The following is a 19342-nucleotide window of genomic DNA, read 5'->3' on the forward strand; positions in this document are numbered from 1 at the left end:
GGGTACCTGCCCATCCACGTGGGCGCAGGTCCATCCTAAAGGGGTGGTCCCACGTTTTGACGTGTACTGAGCCCACCGGGTATAATCCCCCCATGCTCACCCTGGACCTTTCCGGCAAAAAAGCCCTCGTCATGGGGGTTACCAACCAGCGGAGCCTGGGCTACGCCATCGCGGAAAAGCTCCACGGGGCGGGGGCCAGCCTGGCCTTCAGCTACCAGGGGGAAAGGCTCAAGGAAGACGTGGAGCGGCTGGCCGCCCCCCTAGGGGCCCTCACCTTCCAGGCGGACGTCACGAAGGACGAGGAGCTGGACCGGCTTTTCGCCGGGGTGAAGGAGGCCTGGGGGGAGCTGGACTACCTGGTCCACGCCATCGCCTTCGCCCCAAGGGAGGCCATGGAGGGGCGCTACCTGGACACGAAGCGGGGGGACTGGCTTCTTGCCCTCGAGGTCTCCGCCTACTCCCTGGTGGCCGCCGCCCAGCGGGCGGAACCCCTCCTCCGGGAGGGTGGAAGCATTGTGACCCTCACCTACTACGCCAGCGAGAAGGTGGTGCCCAGGTACAACGTGATGGCCATCGCCAAGGCGGCCCTGGAAGCAAGCGTCCGCTACCTGGCCTATGAGCTTGGCCCCAAGGGGGTGCGGGTGAACGCCATCTCCGCGGGGCCCGTGCGCACCGTGGCCGCCAGGAGCATCCCCGGCTTCACCAAGATGTACGACCGGGTGGCCCAGGTGGCCCCCCTCGGGCGGAACATCACCCAGGAGGAGGTGGGCAACCTGGGCCTCTTCCTCCTCTCCCCCCTCTCAAGCGGCATCACGGGAGAGGTGGTCTACGTGGACGCGGGGTACCACATCATGGGGATGGAGCTGGAATAAGTTGATCCCCAACTCAGGTTATACTCTTGGTATGATGCGCAAACCTCTGCTCGGCCTATTGGTCTTCGCGGGATTGGCCCTCGGCCAGGAACCTCTGGACCCCCCCGCATCCCCTTGGGCCCAGGAGGCGGTGGAACTTCTGGTGGCTAAAGGTGTCTTTATCGGCTACCCCGACAGCACCTTCCGCTGGCGGGAACCCCTGACCCGGCAGGAAGCCGCCTTGGCCCTCTACCGCCTCCTGGCCGCCTATGGCTTGGACCGGCTTTCCCCGGAGGAGGTGGATAAGCTCCTCTCCGCGGTGAAGCGCCTTCAGGAAGCGCTCGCCAACCAAGGCCAGCAAACGGCTGCCCTCAGGGAGGAGGCTGAGGCCCTAAAGGAACGCCTGAAGGCCCTCGAGGGCCAACCCCAGGCAGACACCCGCCCCCTGGAAGAGGCCTTGAAGCGGGTGGAGGAGCGCCTAAAGGCCTTGGAGGAGGCGCAGAGGGGCCTCGAGGCGGCCAAGGGGGCTCTGGAAGCCCGGGCCCTGGAGGAGGAACTGAGGAAGGCCCAGGAAGGCCTCAAGGATCTGGAGGAAAGGCTCAAGGCCCTGGAGAACCGTCCCCAGGCCACGCCCAAAGACCTCGAGGCCCTCAGGCGGGAGCAGGAGGCCCTGAAAGCAGCCCAAAAGGCCTTGGAGGACCGCGTGGCCGCCTTGGAGGAAGCCCGCGCCGCCCAGGAGAAGGCCTTGAAGAGGCTGGAAGAGGGCCTAAAGGACCTTCCTGAGGCCCGAAAGCTGGCGGAGGAGGCCCAGACCCGCCTGCAAAACCTGGAAGGGCGCCTTAAGTCCCTGGAGGAAGGGCTTTTGGGGCAACAGGGCCGCCTGCAGAACCTGGAAGAGCGCCTAAAGGCCCTGGAAGGCCGCCAAGCCCAGGCCGAGGATCGGCTTAAGGCCCTGGAGGAAGAGGTGGCTTCCCTGAAGCGCACCCTCACCCCTGTCCGCCTGCCCCTTTATCTGGGCTTCGCCGCTTACCGCGGGGATGTCACCGGGGACTGGTACGGCCGGCTCCTCCTGGGCCACGATGCCCTCCTGGGCCCCTTGGGCCTCCGCCTGGCCTACGAGGCCCCCTTTGCCGAGCCCAGCCAGGGCCTCGCCAGCCTGGACCTCACCTTCCGCACCTCCCACGGGGACCTGGACGGCTACTTTGGGGTCGGGGGCGGGTTCTACCTGGAGGGAACCCCCTACGGCCAGCTCCTCTTGGGAGCCGGGGTGCGGCTGGTTCCCCAGCTGAGCCTCTTCCTGGAAGGGCACCAGCGCTACCTCTTTGACGGACAAGCGGGCCAGCGCTCCACCCTGGCCTTTGGCCTGGCGGCCCGTTTTTAGGCGGAAGTGGACCTAAAAGGAAGGGCTTTTCTCTGATTTACGCTGTCCTAAAAGCCTTCCAGCCTGCCCGCGCGGGCAAGCCTCCAGGCTATTCAAGAACCTATCCCTCCAGCGTGGGGAGGCGGGGTCCACCCCTTTTTCCTACTCGCAAGGCGCGAGCTCTACCAGGCCATCCAGGGCCGCGTTGACCATCTCCCCGCGGGGCGCGACCCCTAAGGCCGGAAAGGCTCAAGGACCCCTTCGCTCAGGTGACTGGGGCGGGAGGCATAGCCTGCACCCTTGGAAGGGCGCAGGCTTTTTGCCAAGTGCGCTAAAAGCCACAGGGGCTCACCGTCCCCCAGGAAAAGACCACATCCGGTAGCCCACGGGTTAAGTCCTCAGCGAAGGCCCACCCCCCGTACCGGAAGCGAAGGGCAAAACCTTGGGTAAAGGGCCCTGCCTCCCGCACGGGACCCCAAAAACCCTGGACCTCTAGGCCCAGCCCCGGCACCCAAACCTCCTCCAGCCGTAAGAGGGCCGAAGCCGCTGGGCCATAGGGGAAGGGCGCCAGGCCAGGCTGCTCCCCTAGGGGCCAGACCACCCCCCCAGCATCTCCCCCCGCCCAGCGCCAGCCCGCCCCTAAAAGGGCGCGAAAACCCCCGGAGCCCAGAAAGCGCTGGGAGGCACCCACGGGTAAGGCGAGCGCACCGAAAAGCCGCCCCTGCTGCAAATAGAGGTCCAGGCGCAGGTAAGGGTCCCGAAAACCCCAGGTAGCCCCCTCCCAGCGACGTTCCTCCTCTCCTCTTCGGGCAAAGAGGAGAACCTGTCCTTGGACCTCGTTTTTGGGAAGCCCCAAGACTGTGTGAAGCGGATCCAAAAAGTAATCCATAAACCCTCCATGGTAGAGGGAAAAAGACCAGACCACGCTCGCCTCTAAAGGCCCTTGACGGTAGCCAAGCCCCATTTCAAGCCGCAGCTCTTCCAGATCAAACCCCAACTCCCCCCAGGGCCCAGAGGCATAGCTAAGGTGGTTGGCTAGGGCGAGTCCCCAGCGCACCCCGCATCCCTCAGGCCCGGGAGGGTGGTTCAGAGGCAGGAGGAAGCTTCCCGGAAGAGGGGAAAAAACCTCCTGAGCCCACACGCCGCCCAGAAGGAGGAGCAGGCTAGCGAAAAGCCTCCAAGGGTACCCCGAAGGCATAGACGCAGTCCTCCTCGCTTTCGTTCATCAAGACCAAGGTGAGCTCCCCCTTAGGGTCCACCCCCCGTAGGTCCAGGTAAAAGACCAGGGTGCCCGCATAACCCCCCTCCCTCCGTTCCCAATCATCCAGGTAGGTGAGGCGGTAGGCCCGCCGGGGAGCCCCCCCCACCAGGGCCCCCAAGGTGTAGGCCTCCCGCAGCTCCAAACGGGGTAGGCCCTCCACCGTCAGGTACACCCTAAGGTGCCCATCCGGCAAAAAACGCTTGGCCTCGGGGAGCACATCTTGGGCCCGCACCCGCCGGAACTCGTTCCTAGCCCTCTCGGCCAGGATCTCCACCACCTCCAGCTGCCCCCCCACCCGTACCGCCACCGGGCGGCTTCCCCTGGGAGGCAGGGGGCACCCCTCTCCCCGGAAAACCCTAAGGGTGGGCCCACCCTCCCAGGCCACGGGTATCCGGGGCAGGCGGCTGTACACCCCTTCCACCACCGCCTCCGCCTCCTGCAGGGTGGGTGCCGGGGACCAGGCAAGGACCGAGGCTACAAGGGCAAAAAGGCCGAGCGCCAGAAAACCATTCCCCACCACGCGCACCTCCTAACGGATGAAAACCAACTGGCAGGTGGGGGGGGCCTCCCAAAGCCTCCGGGCGTCCTCCTCCCCCACCACCACCAGTTCCCGGAAGGGGTTCCCCTCCCCCCGGGAGCGGGTCTGGAGGGCCCTCACCCGGTAGATCCGGGCATACCCTTCCTCCCGGAACTCCCCGGGGCGGAAAAAGAGGGCGATGCCGCTCCGGTCCACCACCTCCGAGGACACCCCCGGACCCGCTCCGGGTCGGGCCAAACCTGCCGCCCCCCAGGGTCCAGGATGGCCGGGGAGGGCCCTTGGGCATAGGGTAGACCCCTAAGCTCCACCACCACCGCGCACCTGCCTCCTTCGCCCCCTGTACCCCCGCCCCGGCTAGGGACCAGCCCCTCCAGCCCCACCCCCTCCCGAGCCCCTCCCCCGGGGCGGCCCCCTGGAACCGGGGCCTGGGCCTCCCCATCTCCGGGGGTGGCCCCGCTGCCCACCGAGGCTGGAACTGGGGCCAAAACGGGCCCACCTGGCGGGGAGGAAGCCCCCTGTCCCGCCGGGGCACTGGGGGCCAACCCTTCCTTCGCTAGGGGCGGCTCGGTGAGAGGAGGAACCCCCTCCGATACCCCTTGCGCCCTTTCCCCCAGGGGCAGAAGGGCCTCCTGGGAAACCCTCTCCTCCCCCTGGAGGGCGGAGGGGAAGGGGCTTTCCCCCACTCCCCCTGTTCCTGGTGGCGAAGGGGGAGTAAGGCCCTGCCGAGAGGGTCCCAGGGGGAAGGTCGGGGAGGAACGCCCACCCAGAGCCTCCCCTTGGGCAGGAGGGGTAGGCGTTTCCCCGCGGGGGGCGGATTGCCTTTCGGGAGCCATTCCCCGAGCCCCGGGGCTTTCCCCCAGGCCTTGGGCTACGGGCGCGGGAGAGGCCCCACGGGTGGGGGAAGTGGGCTGGGCCACCTTTTGGGGTGGGGAAAGGGCTGGGGACTTGGGGGGGGGTATGGGGGGCTTGGGCACGGGCACAGGGCCCTCCACCGCCTCCGTGGGGGGGAGGAGGTCCACCGTGTAGAGGGCAGGGGGGCTTTGGGGAATGGGGGGAAGCAGGAGGAGGACCAGAACCCCCAAGAGATGGAGGAGAAGGGAGAGGAGAAAAGCCCTCCGCCTAGCGCCGGACCGCCACCTGGATCCGCTCGCCCCCTGCACGGCGTACCGCCTCCATCACCGCCACCACCCGCCCGTGGGCCACCTGTGCGTCCGCCTCCAGGCGCACGGGCCGCCCCGCTAGCCCCAGTGCCCTCAGGCCCTCCTCCAGGGCGGGGAGGTCGCGCACGGGCTTGCCGTTTAGGGCCAGCCGCCCCTGCCGGTCCAGCTCCACCACCACCGCCCCGCCCCCGGGAAGCCCCTCCCCCCGGGGAAGCTCCACCCTCAGGGCCCGCTCCTGGGCCGCCCCCCGGAGAGGGCCTCGGGGAAGCGAGCCAGCATGAGGCCGAAAAGGGCCAGGAGGAGGAAGAGGTCAATGAGGGGGATGAGGTTCAGGGGCCTCACCGCCCGCCCCCCAGGAAGACCCGGCCGCCGTAGGCCACCACCGCCACCAGGAGGCCCATGCCCGTGTTCACCAGGGCCTCGGCGATGCCCTTGGCTAGGCCCTCTGGGTTAGCCTCCCCGGCGAGGGCCAGGAAGGCCTGGATCATGCCCAAGGTGGTGCCCAAAAGCCCCACCAAGGGGGCCAGCTGGGCCAGGCCTTCCAGGCGGTACAGAAGCCCCTCCTCCACCCGTCCCTCCTTCCGGAGAAGAAACGACGCATAGAGAACGAGGTAGCCCACATAGACAGAAAGTGCCGCCAACACCCACAGAATAGGACCACCTGCCCGCAGCACATTCATCCAATCCACGCACCTAGTATACGGAGGTATACGGTGTCGTAAAGCATGGGGTGGCCACCCCATACAGGGTGGCCACCCCACACCTACGCCTTACTGCGGATTCTGCACGTTGGTGGTGTCCTGCACGTAGAGAGTTACCACGTTGAGGGGATTCGTGGTTTGGGCGTAGGCCTCAAAGGTGCTCCGGCCCTGGGCGATGGCCTTGGCCCGTACCACGATGACCAGGCTTTCGCCAGGTTGCAGCGGAGCGAACGCCACGGTGCTTTGGATCCGGACCTGGGTGGGAGCGGAAGCCGTCAAGACGAAGTTGGAATCCTGAGAGTACCAATCCGCTCCCGTGCCGCGGTACACAGCAAAGCCGCCCTGAGCGTCCAACTCCACGCTGGACCCGCTGGTGCGGTACACCAGGAAGTCGATGTCGTTCAAGGGGACGCTACCCTGGTTGGTCAGCAGGTAGATGTAGTAGAAGGTATCGCCCACCCGCACCGGCTGCACGATGGTATCCACTTGGAAGAAGGGAGAAACCCCGCCATCACCCCAGACAAGAACCTCCAAAGGCGGAGTTTCCGGGCCAGCAAACTCGCCCATGTTGGTGATGGTCAGGTTGGCATCCTGCACCCGATCGCAGGCCTCGAGGTAGTTGCCAGTGCCGTCGGGGTTGCCCCTCTCCCTCTGGTAAGGGGGTTCGGGCCGCGGATCCTGCCCCTCAACAGGCTCGAGCTGGCCATTCTTCACAGGGCCCCATCCGTACCGGTACTGGTTCAGGTTCAGGGCGTAGAGGCGGGCACAGTTGGTAAGCCACTCAGGATTACCCTCCCCCTGGTTCAGACCACCGGAGACGCGGAAGTCCAAGATGGCCTGCCAAGTGCTCCCGAGGGCCATATCCCCAACCCTAAATGTCAGGGTCTTGGCGTTGGCATCCAGCTGGCCAGGGCCCGAGTTGGACGAGGAGTTCACGAAGTCGAGGAAACGGCCGAAGAGGTCGCGCACCTGAACCCCATAAGCAGTGAGGGCGTTCCGGTAGTCCTCGGGGAACTGGGCCTTCAAGTTGTTGTAGTCCGGATCAGACAGGGCGCGGTCCACGTTGCGGGCCGTAACCACGAAGCGCGCGGTATCACCCACGGCATAGACCGGGCTCACCGCTACCTTATTGAGGCTCAGGAAGGGACGGACCACCCAAATGTCCAGGCTGGTATCCTGGCGCTCAAAGTTACCCGGACCTTGGGGCGCCTCGCTCACCACCTCCACGATGTTGGTGATCCGGTAAGGATCTGGGTAGAGCGTGTTGGCAGGATAGATGGGAGGCCGGTTGCCAAATCCGCCCGTTTGGTCGTTGCGGTCGTACGAATCGGACAGCCCATCTGGACGATCGTTACCGCCCCTGTTGTCATTCCAAGCATACCCCGGCTTGTGGCGGGCATAGAGCTTAACCTTCACCGTTACGCTGCCGCCCACCGGGATGCTTTGCAAAGCGGGCGTCGTGGTCCAGTGCCAGGTAACCTGGTGCAGCACGGGGTCATAGGTAGCCCCGTCGCTGGCCGCGGCAAAGCCGAGCTCTGCGGGCAGCTTATCGGTGATGACAGCGTTCTGCGCAGGAACGTTTCCGGTGTTCCTGACGGTGATGGTGTACTCGTACACCGCCCCCGCGGGCACCGAAGCCCCGGACTTGGGCAAGGTAACGTCGGTAGGACTGAGGTTAACCCCAGACCAGCCGATCACCCGGGGACCCGACTTGGTTATCTGGACACCCGTGCCACCCCAAACCTTAGTGAAGGTGTAGGACTTCAAGGGGAAGCTGTACTCCTCCTCGCCATAGGAGGCGAGAGCCACCCAGGTGGCGGTAACGTTCACTTGGATGGGGAGATCCTCGGGGGTAATGCCCTCTTGCGGGGACTTGGGCCGCAGGGTGACACCAGAGCCATCCAGATCCACACAGGTTGTACCGTTATTGGTAATCTGTTCGCAGCTGTTCACTCCCAGTTGCAGGTTCGTGGGCACCCAGCTCACCATGGAGGCATCGTTAATGGTGTAGACCATGTAACCGATACCCCTCGACTGTGGAGTGAAGGGCGCCGAATCGGGCTGCTTCCTACGCAGCAAGCTATTGAAGATGTGGTCGTTCAGGCGCGGGCGGTCGAAGCTGTAGTTATTCGCGATTTGACCCAGGTTGGAGCCTGCGCGGGCGCTGCTGCGCCGAATGTCCTGGCCCTCACCGCTGTAGATGAGGTGGCTGACGTTGTAGAAGAAGAACTTGGCCTCGTCCAGCTGACCGTTGGAGGAAACCACCAACTTTACAGGGTTCTGGAAGTTGTAGAGAACCTCCAGCTGATCAAGGAGCTGGGCGAAAAGCGAGGTGGCAAAGAGGGTGAAGCAAACCTCTCCGTTAGCCCCGGTAACCCCCACGGGACGGGAGCTCTGCGCACTGAACCCACAACCGGAGAAGATGTTCACCCCTTGCAAAGCCCCCGTGTCCACACCCGCTTCAACCAAAGCCCCCGGCACGGGCCTGCCCTGAGCATCCAGAGCGCGGACGGTTACCCGGATGGCCTCCTCCGTCTGGGCTGCGTACAGGTTAACCACCTTGTTGGTGTTGCGCTCCCGCTGGGATGGTAGAGACCCGGAGGCATCAGCCACAGAAACAATCTCCAGCCTGGCTACCTTGGAGGTGCCATCCGAATCGCCGCCACCGCCACCACCACCACTGGAGGGAGTTAGCCTCAAGGTAACCTGAGCGGTCTGGTTCGCCTGAACGTTGGCCGTGGAGGAAGCCTGTTGGTAGCCACTGCTGCTGGCGACCACGGTATAGCTTCCCACGGGCAGGTTGGAGAAGGTCACTTTGCCTTGGCTGTCCGTTAGACCAGAGGTGGTCTGAGGACCACTCACCCCCACCACAGCCCCCGGAATGGGATTGTTGTTGGAGGCGTCCAAAACGGTAACGCTAAGGTTACCCGTCTGCGGGGACGGCGGCGGCTGCTGCCCGCAGCTGGCGAGGAAGAGCGCCAGTGCCCCCAAGAGGGAGAAACCAAATGCCTTAAGCCTGTTTCCCTTCATAGCCTTACACCTCCTAAGGTTCTTCTGCTTCCAAAGGGTTGCCTGTGTTTCCCCTTTGGGTCCGGCGTCAGGCGGGGATACCCCGCTTTTTGTGGAGGAATCCCATCGCCTGACATCCGAAGCTAATCATACGCACAACCCCTTCTCATGTCAAGCCAAAAGCCTGCTCCCTTAAGGCTTTGTCAAAGGGATGTTTGCCCGTTCAACCCTGCTCCCCTTCCATCCCCCCACCCCAGTGATGGGGATAGGGTTGGCGGAAGGCAGCCGAAAGGGACTGAAGCCTGGAACCTTCTTCCCCCACCCCCTTCGGCTACCATAGGGGAGATGAGACGCCCTACCCCCACGGTCTGGGTGGGCCGGGTGCCCGTGGGCGGGGCCCACCCCATCGCCATACAGTCCATGACCAACACCCCCACCGCGGACGTGGAGGCCACCGTGACCCAGGTCCTGGCCCTCCACCGGGCGGGGAGCGAGATCGTCCGCCTCACGGTGAACGACGAGGCGGCGGCCCAGGCCGTGCCAAAGATCAAGGAAAGCCTCCTGGTGGAGGGGGTGGGGGTGCCCCTGGTGGGGGACTTCCACTTCAACGGCCACCTCCTCCTTAGGAAGCACCCCAAGATGGCCGAGGCCCTGGACAAGTTCCGCATCAACCCCGGCACCCTGGGCCGGGGGCGCCACAAGGACGAACACTTCCGGGAGATGGTGGCCATCGCCCTGGACCTGGGCAAGCCGGTGCGCATCGGGGCCAACTGGGGAAGCCTGGACCCCGCCCTCCTCACCGAGCTCATGGACCAAAACGCCAGGCGGCCTGCGCCCAAAAGCGCCCACGAGGTCCTTTTGGAGGCCCTGGTGGAAAGCGCAGTGCGCGCCTATGAGGCCGCCTTGGAGCTGGGCCTAGGGGAGGACAAGATCGTCCTCTCCGCCAAGGTGTCCAAGGCCCCGGACCTGGTCTGGGTCTACCGGGAGCTGGCCCGGCGCACCCGGGCCCCCCTCCACCTGGGCCTCACCGAGGCGGGAATGGGGGTGAAGGGGATCGTGGCCAGCACGGCGGCCCTGGCCCCGCTGCTTTTGGAGGGCATCGGGGACACCATCCGCATCTCCCTGACCCCTGCCCCCCATGAACCCCGCACCAAGGAGGTGGAGGTGGCCCAGGAGATCCTCCAGGCCCTAGGCCTAAGGAACTTTGCCCCCGAGGTGACCAGCTGCCCGGGGTGTGGCCGCACCACCAGCACCTTCTTCCAGGAGCTGGCGGAGACCGTCAACGCCCACCTCAAGGCCAAGCTCCCCGAGTGGCGAGGGAAATACCCCGGGGTGGAGGAGCTTAAGGTGGCGGTGATGGGGTGCGTGGTGAATGGCCCCGGGGAGAGCCGCCATGCCCACATCGGCATCTCCCTGCCGGGGGCCGGGGAGGAACCCAAAGCCCCGGTCTATGCGGACGGGAAGCTCCTCACCATCCTCAAGGGGGAAAACCTGGCCCAAGACTTCCTGGCCCTTTTGGAAGACTACGTGGCGAAACGCTTTTCCCAAAGGGAATGAATCCCTTTCGCTTCGCCATCCAAGCCCGAAGCGGCCGGGCCCGGGTGGGCCTGCTCAGCACACCCCACGGTCCCGTGGAAACCCCCCTTTTCATGCCCGTGGGCACCCAGGGCTCGGTCAAGGGGCTTTTGCCCAAGGACCTAAAGGCCATCGGCAGCCAGGTGCTCTTGGCCAACACCTACCACCTTCTCCTGCGGCCCGGGCCCGAGCGGGTGCGGGCCTTAGGGGGGCTCCACGGCTTCGCCGGCTGGAAGGGCCCCTGGCTCACGGACTCCGGGGGCTTCCAGGTGATGAGCCTCGGGCACCTCAGGCGCATCGACGAGGAGGGGGTCCTTTTCCAAAGCCACCTGGACGGGAGCCTGGTCCGGCTTACCCCGGAGGGGAGCATCGCCGTCCAAGAGGCCCTGGGAGCGGACATCATCATGGCCTTTGACGAGTGCCCCCCCTACCCCTCCTCCCCGGAATACCTGAAGGCCTCCTTGGAGCGCACCCTGCGCTGGCTGGAGCGGAGCCTGGAGGCCAAGACCCGGCCCGACCAGGCCCTTTTCGGCATCGCCCAAGGGGGGACGGACCCCGGGCTCCGGGCCCTCTCCACCCGGGAAACCCTGCGCTTCGGACTTCCCGGCTACGCCATAGGGGGCCTGGCCGTGGGGGAGAGCAAGGAGGAGATGTTCCCCATGGTGGCCCTCTCCACCGAGATCCTCCCCGAGGACAAGCCCCGGTACCTCATGGGGGTAGGGCATCCCGAGGACCTGGTGGCGGCCATGGGCCTGGGGGTGGACCTCTTTGACAGCGTCTACCCCACCCGCACGGGCCGGTTTGGAAGCGCCTTGGTGCCCGAAGGGCGGATCAACCTGAAAAACGCCCGCTTCCTGGAAGACCCAAGGCCCTTGGAGGAGGGCTGCGACTGCTACACCTGCCAGACCTACAGCCGCGCCTACCTGGCCCATCTGGTGCGCGCCGGGGAGATGCTTGGCGGCATCCTCCTTTCCCTGCACAACCTACGCTACCTCCACCGTCTCACCGAGGGAGCCCGGGAGGCCATCCGGCAGGGGGACTACGGGGCCTTCGCCTGGGCCTTTGCGGAAAGGCGCTTCGGCAAGGAGGTGCCCGCCTGGTTCCGGGAGGCCCTAGCCGCTGGGGGACACAAGTGAAGCCACAGGAAGGAACCGGATCGGGGACCGGGAGCCCATGGACCTCCACGCGGGGGGTTGCGGGCCCGGAAAAGCCTTTAGAATGAACCTGGTATGAAGCCAAGGCACCTTATCCTGGGCCTTCAGCACACGGTGGCCATGTTCGGGGCTACGGTGCTGGTGCCCCTCCTCACCGGGCTCAACCCGGCGGTGGCCCTCTTCACCGCCGGGCTTGGCACCCTGGTCTTCCACCTGGTCACGGGGCGGATGGTCCCGGTCTTCCTGGGCTCCAGCTTTGCCTTCATCGCCCCCATCCTGGCCGCCAAGGAGGCGGGCTTCTCCCTGGCGGCGGTGGGCGGCGGGATCGCGGCAGCAGGGCTGGTGTACGCCCTCTTCGCCCTTGTGGTCCTCCTCATCGGCTCGGAGAGGGTGCGCCAGGTCTTCCCCCCGGTGGTCACGGGGCCGGTGATCGTGGTCATCGGCCTCACCCTGGCCCCGGTGGCGGTGCAGATGGCCAGCAAGGACTGGCTGCTTGCGGTCTTCACCTTCCTGAGCGCCGTGGTGAGCGCGGTTTTCCTCCGAGGGCTTTTCCAGATGGTTCCCGTGCTCCTGGGGGTGGGGGCGGGCTACCTGCTGGCCCTGGCCTTGGGCCGGGTGGACCTAGCGCCTTTGAAGGAAGCCCCCTGGTTCGGCCTTCCCTCCTTCACCCTGGCCACCTGGGAATGGGGGGCGGTGCTCCTCATCGCCCCGGTGGCCTTCGTCACCGTGATGGAGCACATCGGGGACATCCTGACCAACGGCCGGGTGGTGGGCAAGGACTTTTTTGCCAGGCCCGGCCTGCACCGCACCCTCCTGGGAGACGGTCTGGCCACCAGCCTGGCGGGGCTTTTGGGGGGGCCCGCCAACACCACCTACTCGGAGAACACCGGGGTGCTGGCGGTCACCAAGGTCTACGACCCCTTGGTGCTACGCATCGCCGCGGTCTTCGCCATCCTCCTCTCCTTCTCCCCCAAGCTCGCCGCCCTCCTCCAGACCCTGCCCCAAGGGGTCTTGGGGGGCATCTCCATGCTCCTCTTCGGCATGATCGCCTCCATCGGCATCCGCACCCTGGCCGAGGCGGAGATTGACTTTACCCACAGCCGCAACCTCATCGTGGTGTCCGCCATCCTGGTCCTGGGCCTGGGCGGCGCGGTGGCGGAGCTGGGCAAGGTCCAGGTGGCGGGGGCCGCCGTGCCCCTCAAGGTGAGCGGCATGGCCCTGGCGGCCCTGGTGGGGGTGGTGCTGAACTTGCTTTTGCCCAGGCAGCTGGAGCCCGAGGAGCTGGCCACCGAAGAAGAGCGCCTGCCCTAAAGCCCATGTTCCGGCCCATGGCCGGGGCGGAAGCAGAAACCCCGCTTAGCCTTCCCGGTAGAAGCGGCTTGCCTTGTAGTAGTCCTCCAGCAGGACCTTCAAGAAGGCGGCGGCGGGCACCCCCAGGAGAGCCCCCCACAGGCCGAAGAGGGTGGCCCCCAGGAGGATGGCGGCGATGGCCGTGACCGGGTGGAGGCGCGTGGCCCGGCCCACGATGAGGGGGCCCAGGAGGTTCCCCTCAAGCTGGTTGGCCAACCAGAGGACCAAAAGGGCCAGGAGCATCTTGGCCCAGCCCCCGGTGGCCGCCAGGAGGAGGGCGGGCACCCCGGAGACGATCACCCCCACGAAGGGGATGAGGTTAAAGACCCCCGCCAGAAAGCCCAGGCTGGCCGCCAAGGGAACCCCCACCAGCCAAAGCCCCACCCCCACCATGAGGCCCACCAACAGGGCCACCAAAAGCTGCCCCCGCACATACCCCCCCACGCTCCGGTCCAGCTTGCGGGCCAGGTCGGCCACCAGGGGTTGGTAGGGCTCGGGGAAGACCAAAAGGGCCGCCTGAGCCAGGCGCGGCAGATCGTAGAGGAAGTAGACGGAAAGGGTAAGGGCGGTAAGGAACTGGAAAATGCCGCCCAGCAATGAGGCGAAGAAGCCCAGGAGGCTACCCCCTTGGGAGAGAAGCCCCTGGAGCCAGCGAACCAGGGTTTCCAAGAACCCTTGCAAAAGGCTCTGGAGGCCACGGCTGGCCTCGGCCAGCACGGGCCTTAGGGTTTCGGGAACGGTCCATTCCCGATTGGGCAGGTCCAGGAGCCAGGCAAGGAAGGGCTCCAGGAGCCGGGGAAGCTCCTGGGCTAGGCGAGAGAGCTCCAGCACGGTTTGGGCGGCGAGGAAGGAGGCGAGGCCAAGGAAGAGGCCCAGGCCCAGGTAGACCAAGACCACCCCCAGGAGCCGGGGAAGCCTTCTGGCCTCAAAGAGGCGCACCACGGGATGGGCGAGGTAGGCGATGGCAAAGGCGGTGAGCAGGATGGAAAGGGCGGGCCAGGCCCGAAGGAGAAGGCGCGAGAGCAGAAAGAGGAGGAAAAGGTAAACGAGAACCCGCACATAAGGGTTCTCCCATACCCGGGCAAAGGCCTCGCGCATGGGGCTATTCTAAGCCGAAGAAGGCCTTGGCCTCTCTAAGAAGCGCCTCCCCCTTTAGGCCCTGGAAGAGGTATTTCCCCCGGTCGGGCTCCCCTTCCCAGATCTCAAAGAGAAGGCGGGGAGCCCCGCCCATAAGCCCGGTGTTCCCCACGTGGCCGATGGGGTCCCCCCGGAACACCCTCTGCCCCACCTTCAGGCCCCGGTAGGGAGCCTCGAGGTGGGCGTAGACGCTGGTGCGGCCGTCGGGGTGGCGGATCCAGACCTCAAGCCCCCGCAGGAGGTCCATCTGCTCTGGGGAGGCCCCTTCCCGCACCGCCTCGAGGAGGCCCTGGTACTCCTCGGGGGAGGGTTCCTTGTACCCCGCCTCCACCTTCACCACCTCCCCCCCGAAAGCGGCCACCACCCCCATCCCCCGCACCACGGGGACGCAGGCATCCCCTCCGATGAACACGAAGCCCGCGCTTACCCCCTTGCGGTAGGGGCGGGGAGCCCCCGGGAGGTTTTCCGGACGGGCGGGCAGACAAGCCCCGGGCAGGGGAAGGAGGTACCCCTCGGGAGCCCAGGCCGCCTTCTGCCCCAGCACCCGCACCTCCTGCCGCAGGCTGGAAAGCTGCCTTCCCCTTTGGGAAAACCCCAGGGTGACCACCAGGGCGTACAGGGCCAGGGCCAGGAGGAGGTAGTGCCCCGGCTTCCAGTCCATGGGCCTATGCTACAAAAAAGACCCCCCTAGGGGGTCTTGCCCAAGGGGGCCAGCAGGGCTAAAGGAGCTTGAGAAGCCGTTCCTTGATCTCCTTGGCGGAAAGGCCTTCCAGCTTAAGCCCCTTGGCCCGGTCCAGAAGCTCGTACACCTTGGGAATGTGGCTCGTGGCCACCCGGAAGGTGATCTCCTGGCCCGCCACCTGGACGCGGATCTTCTGGAGGTTGGGGTACTGGCGGCGCTTGGAGATGCCGGTGGTCTTCTTACCCACGCCCCCTTCCCGCTTGGCCTTACCCCGCCTTTGGATGCTATTGGCCACGATGGGCCTCTTTCCGCTGATCTCGCACACCTTGGACATAGCGCCCTCCCGTGCCCGAAGGCAAACCCTATGGAGTATAGCACAAAGGGGGGCATTGGGTAGACTCTAGGGGATGCCCGTGATCCTGGTGCCCCTCCTGCTTTCCTTTGACCAGATCCTTAAGCTTTGGGCCCTGGAAAACCTCTCTCCCGTACCCCAGCCCCTTTTGGGGGACCTCCTCTACCTCACCCTGGTCAAGAACACCGGGGCAGGCTTCGGCCTTTTTGCGGGGAAGGCCTTCCTCCTGGGTTGGCTGAGCCTTGGGGTGGGGACCCTCCTCCTCTACCTCCTGGCGCAACGGCGCTACCCCTTATGGCAGACCCTGGCCCTTTCCCTTATCGCCGCAGGGGCCCTGGGCAACGGGATAGACCGCCTGGGAAGGGGATGGGTGGTGGACTACCTGGACCTGGGAACCTCCATCCCCCTCATCGCCACCTTCCCCGTCTTCAACCTGGCGGATGTGTGCGTGACGGCGGGGGCAGCCCTGCTCCTCCTGGCCCCCAGGAAACGCCGGCGCTTTTAAGCACCCCGTCGCCAGGGGGCCCCGGAAACCGGGGCATCACCGGCTAAGGGGTGGGGTTCAAAGCGCGGGCAAAGCGTTCCAGGGCCTTTTTCAGGTTTTCCTCGCCCGTGGCGTAGGAGAGGCGCACGTGCCCATAGGCGGCGAAGTCGGTGCCCGGAACCACCGCCACCCCAGCTTCAAGAAGCCTCTCCGCCGCCTTCACCTCGTCCTCGGCGAAGGGGGAGGTGTCCAGAAGGACGTAGAAGGCCCCGCTGGGGCGCACCGCCCTTAGGCCCAACTCCGCAAGGCCCTGAAGGAGCAGGTCCCGCCGCTTGCGGTAGGCTTCCCGGGCCATGGCTATGAAGGCCCGGGAGGCCTCCTGGTTGGTGAGGGCCTCGAGGGTGGCCCACTGGGCGATGGTGTCGGGGCTGGTGGTGGACTGGCTGGAGACGTCCGCCATGGCCCGGATCACCTCCTTGGGGCCGCAGGCGTAGCCGATGCGCCAGCCGGTCATGGCGAAGGCCTTGGCCGCCCCGTTCACGGTGAGGGTGTGCTCGGGGGCCAGCTGCCCGGGGGAGAAGTGTTCCCCCTCGTAGATGAGGTGCTCGTAAATCTCGTCGGAGACCAGATAGAAATCGTGCTCTTGGGCAAGGCGGGCCAGGGCCTCGAGGACCTCCCGGGGGTAGACCGCCCCCGTGGGGTTGTTGGGGGAGTTCACCACCAGGGCCTTGGTCCGCCCGGTGATGGCCTTCCTCACCCGCTCGGGGTCGGGCACGAACCCCTCCTCGGGAAGGGTGGCCACCTCCACCGGCACCCCCCCCGCAAAGCGCACCATCTCCGGGTAGCTCACCCAGTAAGGGGCAAGGACGATCACCTCATCCCCGGGGTCCAGGATGGCTTGGAAGAGGTTAAATAGGGCCTGCTTCCCCCCCACGGTGACGATGGTCTGCTCGGGGGTGACAAAGAGGCCGTTTTCCCTGCGGAACTTCTCCGCCAAGGCCTCGCGGAGCTCGGGGATGCCCGCGGGGGGCGCATACTTGGTCTTCCCCTGGGCCAGGGCGCGCCGGGCCGCCTCCTTAACATGCTCGGGGGTGTCAAAGTCCGGCTCCCCAGCGGTGAGGGCCACCAGGTCCACGCCCTGGCGCCTCAGCTCCAGGGCCCGGGCGTTCACCGCCACCGTGGCCGAGGGCTTCATGGCCTTAACCTTTTGTGAAAGGCCACGCATGGCATAAGTATACGGGCTAGCAGGGGAGATGGGGAAAGCCAGAGGTCCTGTTGGGGCCTAAAGGCGGGTAGGGAAGACGCCGGCGCCCTCCCGGGCCAGGGGCAAAGCCCAGGAAGGTTGCCGCAATGGAAAGGGAAGAAGGGCGATGCCCAAAGCCTTTCTGGGGCCCCGTGGCTTAGCCAAGCCCAGCAGGAGGAGGGCTCCTTCTTGCAAAGGGGAAAGGTTTAATCCCAAAGGGTGCGCACACCCCCATAGGACCGCAACCTCCCATCCCGGGTAATCAGGACCGCGGCCAGCTTCAAGGCGGTGGCCAGGATGAACCGGTCGGCAGGGTCAGGGTGGGGAAGGTCCAAGTAGGCGGCTTTTATCGCCACCCAGGCATCCAAGGGAACCACCTGGATGCCCGGAATCCTTAGGGCCGCATCCAGCCAGTCCATGGGGTCCATGGAAAAGACGATGCGCCCCTTGCGTGCCAAAACCGCCACCTCCCAAGGGGTGATGGCGGAAATGAAAAGGCGCTTTTCCCGGCGGGCCTCCTCTAGGTGAGCCCTAAGGGGTGAAGGGAGCATATCCGAGCCGGTTAGAAACCATACCCAGGCATGGGTGTCCAGAAGAAGGGGTGGGGCCTTCACGCCAGGGCCTCCCACCCTTCCCCCGTGGGTTCCAAGGGGTCTTGGTAGAGCACGAGGGTCCCCTTAAGCCTGTCCAGGTCATCCTCCTCCCGGTAGGGCTGGACCACCAAGACAGGCCGGCCCCGGTCCGTGAGGATCAAGGGCTCCCCTGTGGCCTCCACCTGGCGGAGGAGCTCGAGGGCATGGGCCTTAAAATAACTCTTGGACACCCTCATGACCAGGTCATAATACCTGGTCACCAACCTCCCCGCAAGCCCTGGAGGCGACCGGTTTCATCCCGCCCCCACCGGGCTTAGGAGGGGTCTTTCCCCCTTTTCCCCCGCCCTTCCCCCCACCACCCTAAGGCCCAAGGGCTCTACCCAGGCCCGGTAGAGCCGGGCTTCCGGCAGAAGCTCCCCGTCGGCATGGGCAGGGACGGGATGAGGAAACTCCACCACCACCTCCCGCCCGGCAAAGGCCACCACCTGGGGGTGGGAAAGGTGCTTGCCCAAAAGGAGCCGGGGCAGGATGAAGACCACCCCGGGCCGGGTGAAGGCGCGGGCCAGGATCACGGAGAACTGGCCATCCCGGGGATCGGCCATGGGGGCAATGGGGATGCCACCCCCATAGGCGGGCCCGTTCATTACCGCCACCAGGAGCAGGGGTCCTCGGTGCACCTCCTCCCCGCCCACCACCACCCGCCCCTCGGGTAGGCGGAGCTCCCTAAGCACCCCGAAGAGGGCGTAAAGGTAGCGGGGCATGCCCCGGAGGAAGGAGGGGGCGGTGAGGGCCTTCTTGGCCACCAAGGCGTCAAAGCCGATGCCCAGAGAGGCCCCAAAGGGCTCGCCGTTTACCCAGCAGAGGTCAATGGCCTCCTCTTGGGCAAAGAGGGCCCGTTCAAGGGCCTCGCCCCAAGGGAGCCCCTTCAGGCCCAGCATGCGGGCGAAGTCGTTGCCGCTGCCGATGGGCACCACCCCCAGCACCTTCTCCGTGCCCGCCAGGCCCCTTAGCACCTCGTGCACCGTCCCGTCCCCCCCCACGGCCACCACCCGCGCCCCCGGGGGGGCGCTTCGGGCAAGCTCCGTGGCGTGGCCCGGCCCCTCGGTGAGGAAGGCCCGGGCCCCCCGCTCCCGCGCCGCCTTGAGGATGGACCCGGAAAGCCTCCCCACCTTGCCCCGTCCCGCCGCCGGGTTTACGATGACCCACCTTTCCACCCCCGTATTCTATGGACCATGGGTCTCCTCACCCACTTCCTGCAAGGCCCCCACCCCAAGACCGCCCTCCTCCTCACCCGGGCGGGGCCGGTGGAAAACCCGGAACACGCGCTTTACAGCCATCCAGGCCTTCCGCTTTCGCCAAAGGGCAGGCAGGCCCTCCGCGCCCTGGCCGGGCTAGCCCGGGGCTACCCCGTGGCCTGGGTCTACGCCGCGGATAGCCTGGCCGAGGCCGAGGCGGCGGGGCTTCTGGCGGAGGCCCTAGGGGTGCCCTTCACCCTCCTCCCCGAGCTCAGGGAACGGGGCTGGGGGGAATGGGAAGGGCTCAGCTTTGCGGAGGTAAGGGCGCGCTTCCCCCAGGAGGTGAAGGCCTGGCTTCAGGACGAGGCGGGCTTCGCACCCCCCGGGGGGGAGAGCCTGCGGGAAGCCTGGGAGCGGGGTAGGCGGGCGGTGCTGGGCCTGCTGGCCCGGCACCGGGGCCAGGCCCTCCTCCTGGTGGGGAACTGCACGGTAAACCGGGCGGCCCTTTCCCTAGCCCTCCCCCTCCCCCCGGAGGAGGGGCTAAGGCTGGAGCAGGACTACGGGAAGCTCTCCGTGGTGGAGTTCTACGGGGAGGAGGGGGTGGTGAAGGCCCTCAACCTGGAGGGGTGTCCCTAGGCAGGGAGAAGGGCGAGGGGA

General features: G+C 66.3%; 20 protein-coding genes. 7 read left to right on the top strand and 13 right to left on the bottom strand.

The genetic code is table 11. The features are described from left to right. The first annotated feature begins 92 nt into the window (after window positions 1–92). Window positions 93–872 carry an enoyl-ACP reductase FabI gene (locus BS74_RS10755; RefSeq protein WP_038058609.1) on the top strand — a complete coding sequence of 260 codons (780 nt, stop codon included), beginning with the start codon at window positions 93–95 and terminating at the stop codon, window positions 870–872. 31 nt (window positions 873–903) lie between these two features. Then, window positions 904–2232, top strand: a complete 1329-nt coding sequence (locus BS74_RS10760; RefSeq protein WP_245606121.1) for an S-layer homology domain-containing protein — start codon at window positions 904–906, stop codon at window positions 2230–2232. 310 nt (window positions 2233–2542) lie between these two features. Here BS74_RS10760 and BS74_RS12735 read toward each other — a convergent pair whose 3' ends face one another. The 6 genes from BS74_RS12735 to BS74_RS10790 all read right to left on the bottom strand — a co-directional run bounded on the left by BS74_RS12735 (window position 2543) and on the right by BS74_RS10790 (window position 8901). Next, window positions 2543–3100: a hypothetical protein gene (locus BS74_RS12735; RefSeq protein ID WP_245606122.1), complete on the bottom strand. Its 558-nt coding sequence runs from the start codon at window positions 3098–3100 to the stop codon at window positions 2543–2545. Between the two features lie 274 nt (window positions 3101–3374). After that, window positions 3375–3998 (bottom strand): hypothetical protein, encoded by a 624-nt coding sequence (locus BS74_RS10770; protein ID WP_245606149.1) that lies wholly within the window; start codon window positions 3996–3998, stop codon window positions 3375–3377. Window positions 3999–4001: 3 nt separating this feature from the next. Then, window positions 4002–4205 (bottom strand): hypothetical protein, encoded by a 204-nt coding sequence (locus BS74_RS10775; protein ID WP_185747730.1) that lies wholly within the window; start codon window positions 4203–4205, stop codon window positions 4002–4004. A gap of 924 nt (window positions 4206–5129) precedes the next feature. After that, on the bottom strand, window positions 5130–5390 hold the full coding sequence (locus BS74_RS10780) for an ExbD/TolR family protein (protein WP_245606123.1): 261 nt from the start codon (window positions 5388–5390) through the stop codon (window positions 5130–5132). Window positions 5391–5508: 118 nt separating this feature from the next. Then, window positions 5509–5850 carry a MotA/TolQ/ExbB proton channel family protein gene (locus BS74_RS10785; protein WP_038058617.1) on the bottom strand — a complete coding sequence of 114 codons (342 nt, stop codon included), beginning with the start codon at window positions 5848–5850 and terminating at the stop codon, window positions 5509–5511. Between the two features lie 90 nt (window positions 5851–5940). Beyond that, window positions 5941–8901: a carboxypeptidase regulatory-like domain-containing protein gene (locus BS74_RS10790; protein ID WP_038058618.1), complete on the bottom strand. Its 2961-nt coding sequence runs from the start codon at window positions 8899–8901 to the stop codon at window positions 5941–5943. Between the two features lie 324 nt (window positions 8902–9225). On the opposite strand from BS74_RS10790, the gene ispG reads away from it, so the two are divergent. The 3 genes from ispG (at window position 9226) to BS74_RS10805 (ending at window position 12920) form a co-directional block, all read left to right on the top strand. Further along, a complete protein-coding gene (gene ispG, locus BS74_RS10795) occupies window positions 9226–10437 on the top strand; it encodes a flavodoxin-dependent (E)-4-hydroxy-3-methylbut-2-enyl-diphosphate synthase (RefSeq protein WP_038058619.1) in 1212 nt (403 codons plus the stop codon). Next, complete coding sequence (gene tgt / locus BS74_RS10800) at window positions 10434–11591, top strand: tRNA guanosine(34) transglycosylase Tgt (protein WP_038058620.1); 1158 nt, start codon at window positions 10434–10436, stop codon at window positions 11589–11591. The genes ispG and tgt overlap by 4 nt, the downstream gene beginning before the upstream one ends. 93 nt (window positions 11592–11684) lie before the next feature. After that, on the top strand, window positions 11685–12920 hold the full coding sequence (locus tag BS74_RS10805; RefSeq protein ID WP_038058621.1) for a uracil-xanthine permease family protein: 1236 nt from the start codon (window positions 11685–11687) through the stop codon (window positions 12918–12920). 45 nt (window positions 12921–12965) lie between these two features. On the opposite strand, the gene BS74_RS10810 is transcribed toward BS74_RS10805, so the two are convergent. Genes BS74_RS10810 through rpmB form a run of 3 tightly spaced genes read right to left on the bottom strand, consistent with a single transcriptional unit; the run spans window position 12966 to window position 15112 of the window. Next, window positions 12966–14057 carry an AI-2E family transporter gene (locus BS74_RS10810; RefSeq protein ID WP_038058622.1) on the bottom strand — a complete coding sequence of 364 codons (1092 nt, stop codon included), beginning with the start codon at window positions 14055–14057 and terminating at the stop codon, window positions 12966–12968. A gap of 4 nt (window positions 14058–14061) precedes the next feature. Further along, the gene (locus tag BS74_RS10815; RefSeq protein ID WP_038058625.1) at window positions 14062–14757 is read right to left on the bottom strand and encodes a M23 family metallopeptidase; all 696 of its coding nucleotides are present in this window, start codon (window positions 14755–14757) and stop codon (window positions 14062–14064) included. A 58-nt stretch (window positions 14758–14815) separates the two neighbouring features. Continuing rightward, window positions 14816–15112 (bottom strand): 50S ribosomal protein L28, encoded by a 297-nt coding sequence (gene rpmB, locus BS74_RS10820; protein ID WP_019551259.1) that lies wholly within the window; start codon window positions 15110–15112, stop codon window positions 14816–14818. Between the two features lie 73 nt (window positions 15113–15185). On the opposite strand from rpmB, the gene lspA reads away from it, so the two are divergent. After that, window positions 15186–15635, top strand: a complete 450-nt coding sequence (gene lspA / locus BS74_RS10825; protein ID WP_038058627.1) for a signal peptidase II — start codon at window positions 15186–15188, stop codon at window positions 15633–15635. 43 nt (window positions 15636–15678) lie between these two features. Here the strand turns inward: lspA and aspC are convergent, their stop codons facing one another. The 4 genes from aspC to BS74_RS10845 all read right to left on the bottom strand — a co-directional run bounded on the left by aspC (window position 15679) and on the right by BS74_RS10845 (window position 18664). Next, entirely contained in the window at window positions 15679–16839 is a 1161-nt protein-coding gene (gene aspC / locus BS74_RS10830; protein ID WP_038058629.1) for an aspartate/prephenate aminotransferase, read from the bottom strand. Window positions 16840–17063: 224 nt separating this feature from the next. Then, window positions 17064–17471 carry a type II toxin-antitoxin system VapC family toxin gene (locus BS74_RS10835; RefSeq protein WP_038058632.1) on the bottom strand — a complete coding sequence of 136 codons (408 nt, stop codon included), beginning with the start codon at window positions 17469–17471 and terminating at the stop codon, window positions 17064–17066. Further along, window positions 17468–17686 (bottom strand): type II toxin-antitoxin system Phd/YefM family antitoxin, encoded by a 219-nt coding sequence (locus BS74_RS10840; RefSeq protein WP_081914592.1) that lies wholly within the window; start codon window positions 17684–17686, stop codon window positions 17468–17470. Before BS74_RS10840 ends, BS74_RS10835 begins: the two co-directional genes overlap by 4 nt. A gap of 57 nt (window positions 17687–17743) precedes the next feature. After that, window positions 17744–18664: a diacylglycerol/lipid kinase family protein gene (locus BS74_RS10845; protein WP_038058636.1), complete on the bottom strand. Its 921-nt coding sequence runs from the start codon at window positions 18662–18664 to the stop codon at window positions 17744–17746. An 18-nt stretch (window positions 18665–18682) separates the two neighbouring features. On the opposite strand from BS74_RS10845, the gene BS74_RS10850 reads away from it, so the two are divergent. Then, entirely contained in the window at window positions 18683–19321 is a 639-nt protein-coding gene (locus BS74_RS10850; RefSeq protein ID WP_038058638.1) for a histidine phosphatase family protein, read from the top strand. Window positions 19322–19342 lie beyond the last annotated feature (21 nt).

It is taken from the genome of Thermus amyloliquefaciens (assembly GCF_000744885.1).
Lineage (GTDB): Bacteria > Deinococcota > Deinococci > Deinococcales > Thermaceae > Thermus > Thermus amyloliquefaciens.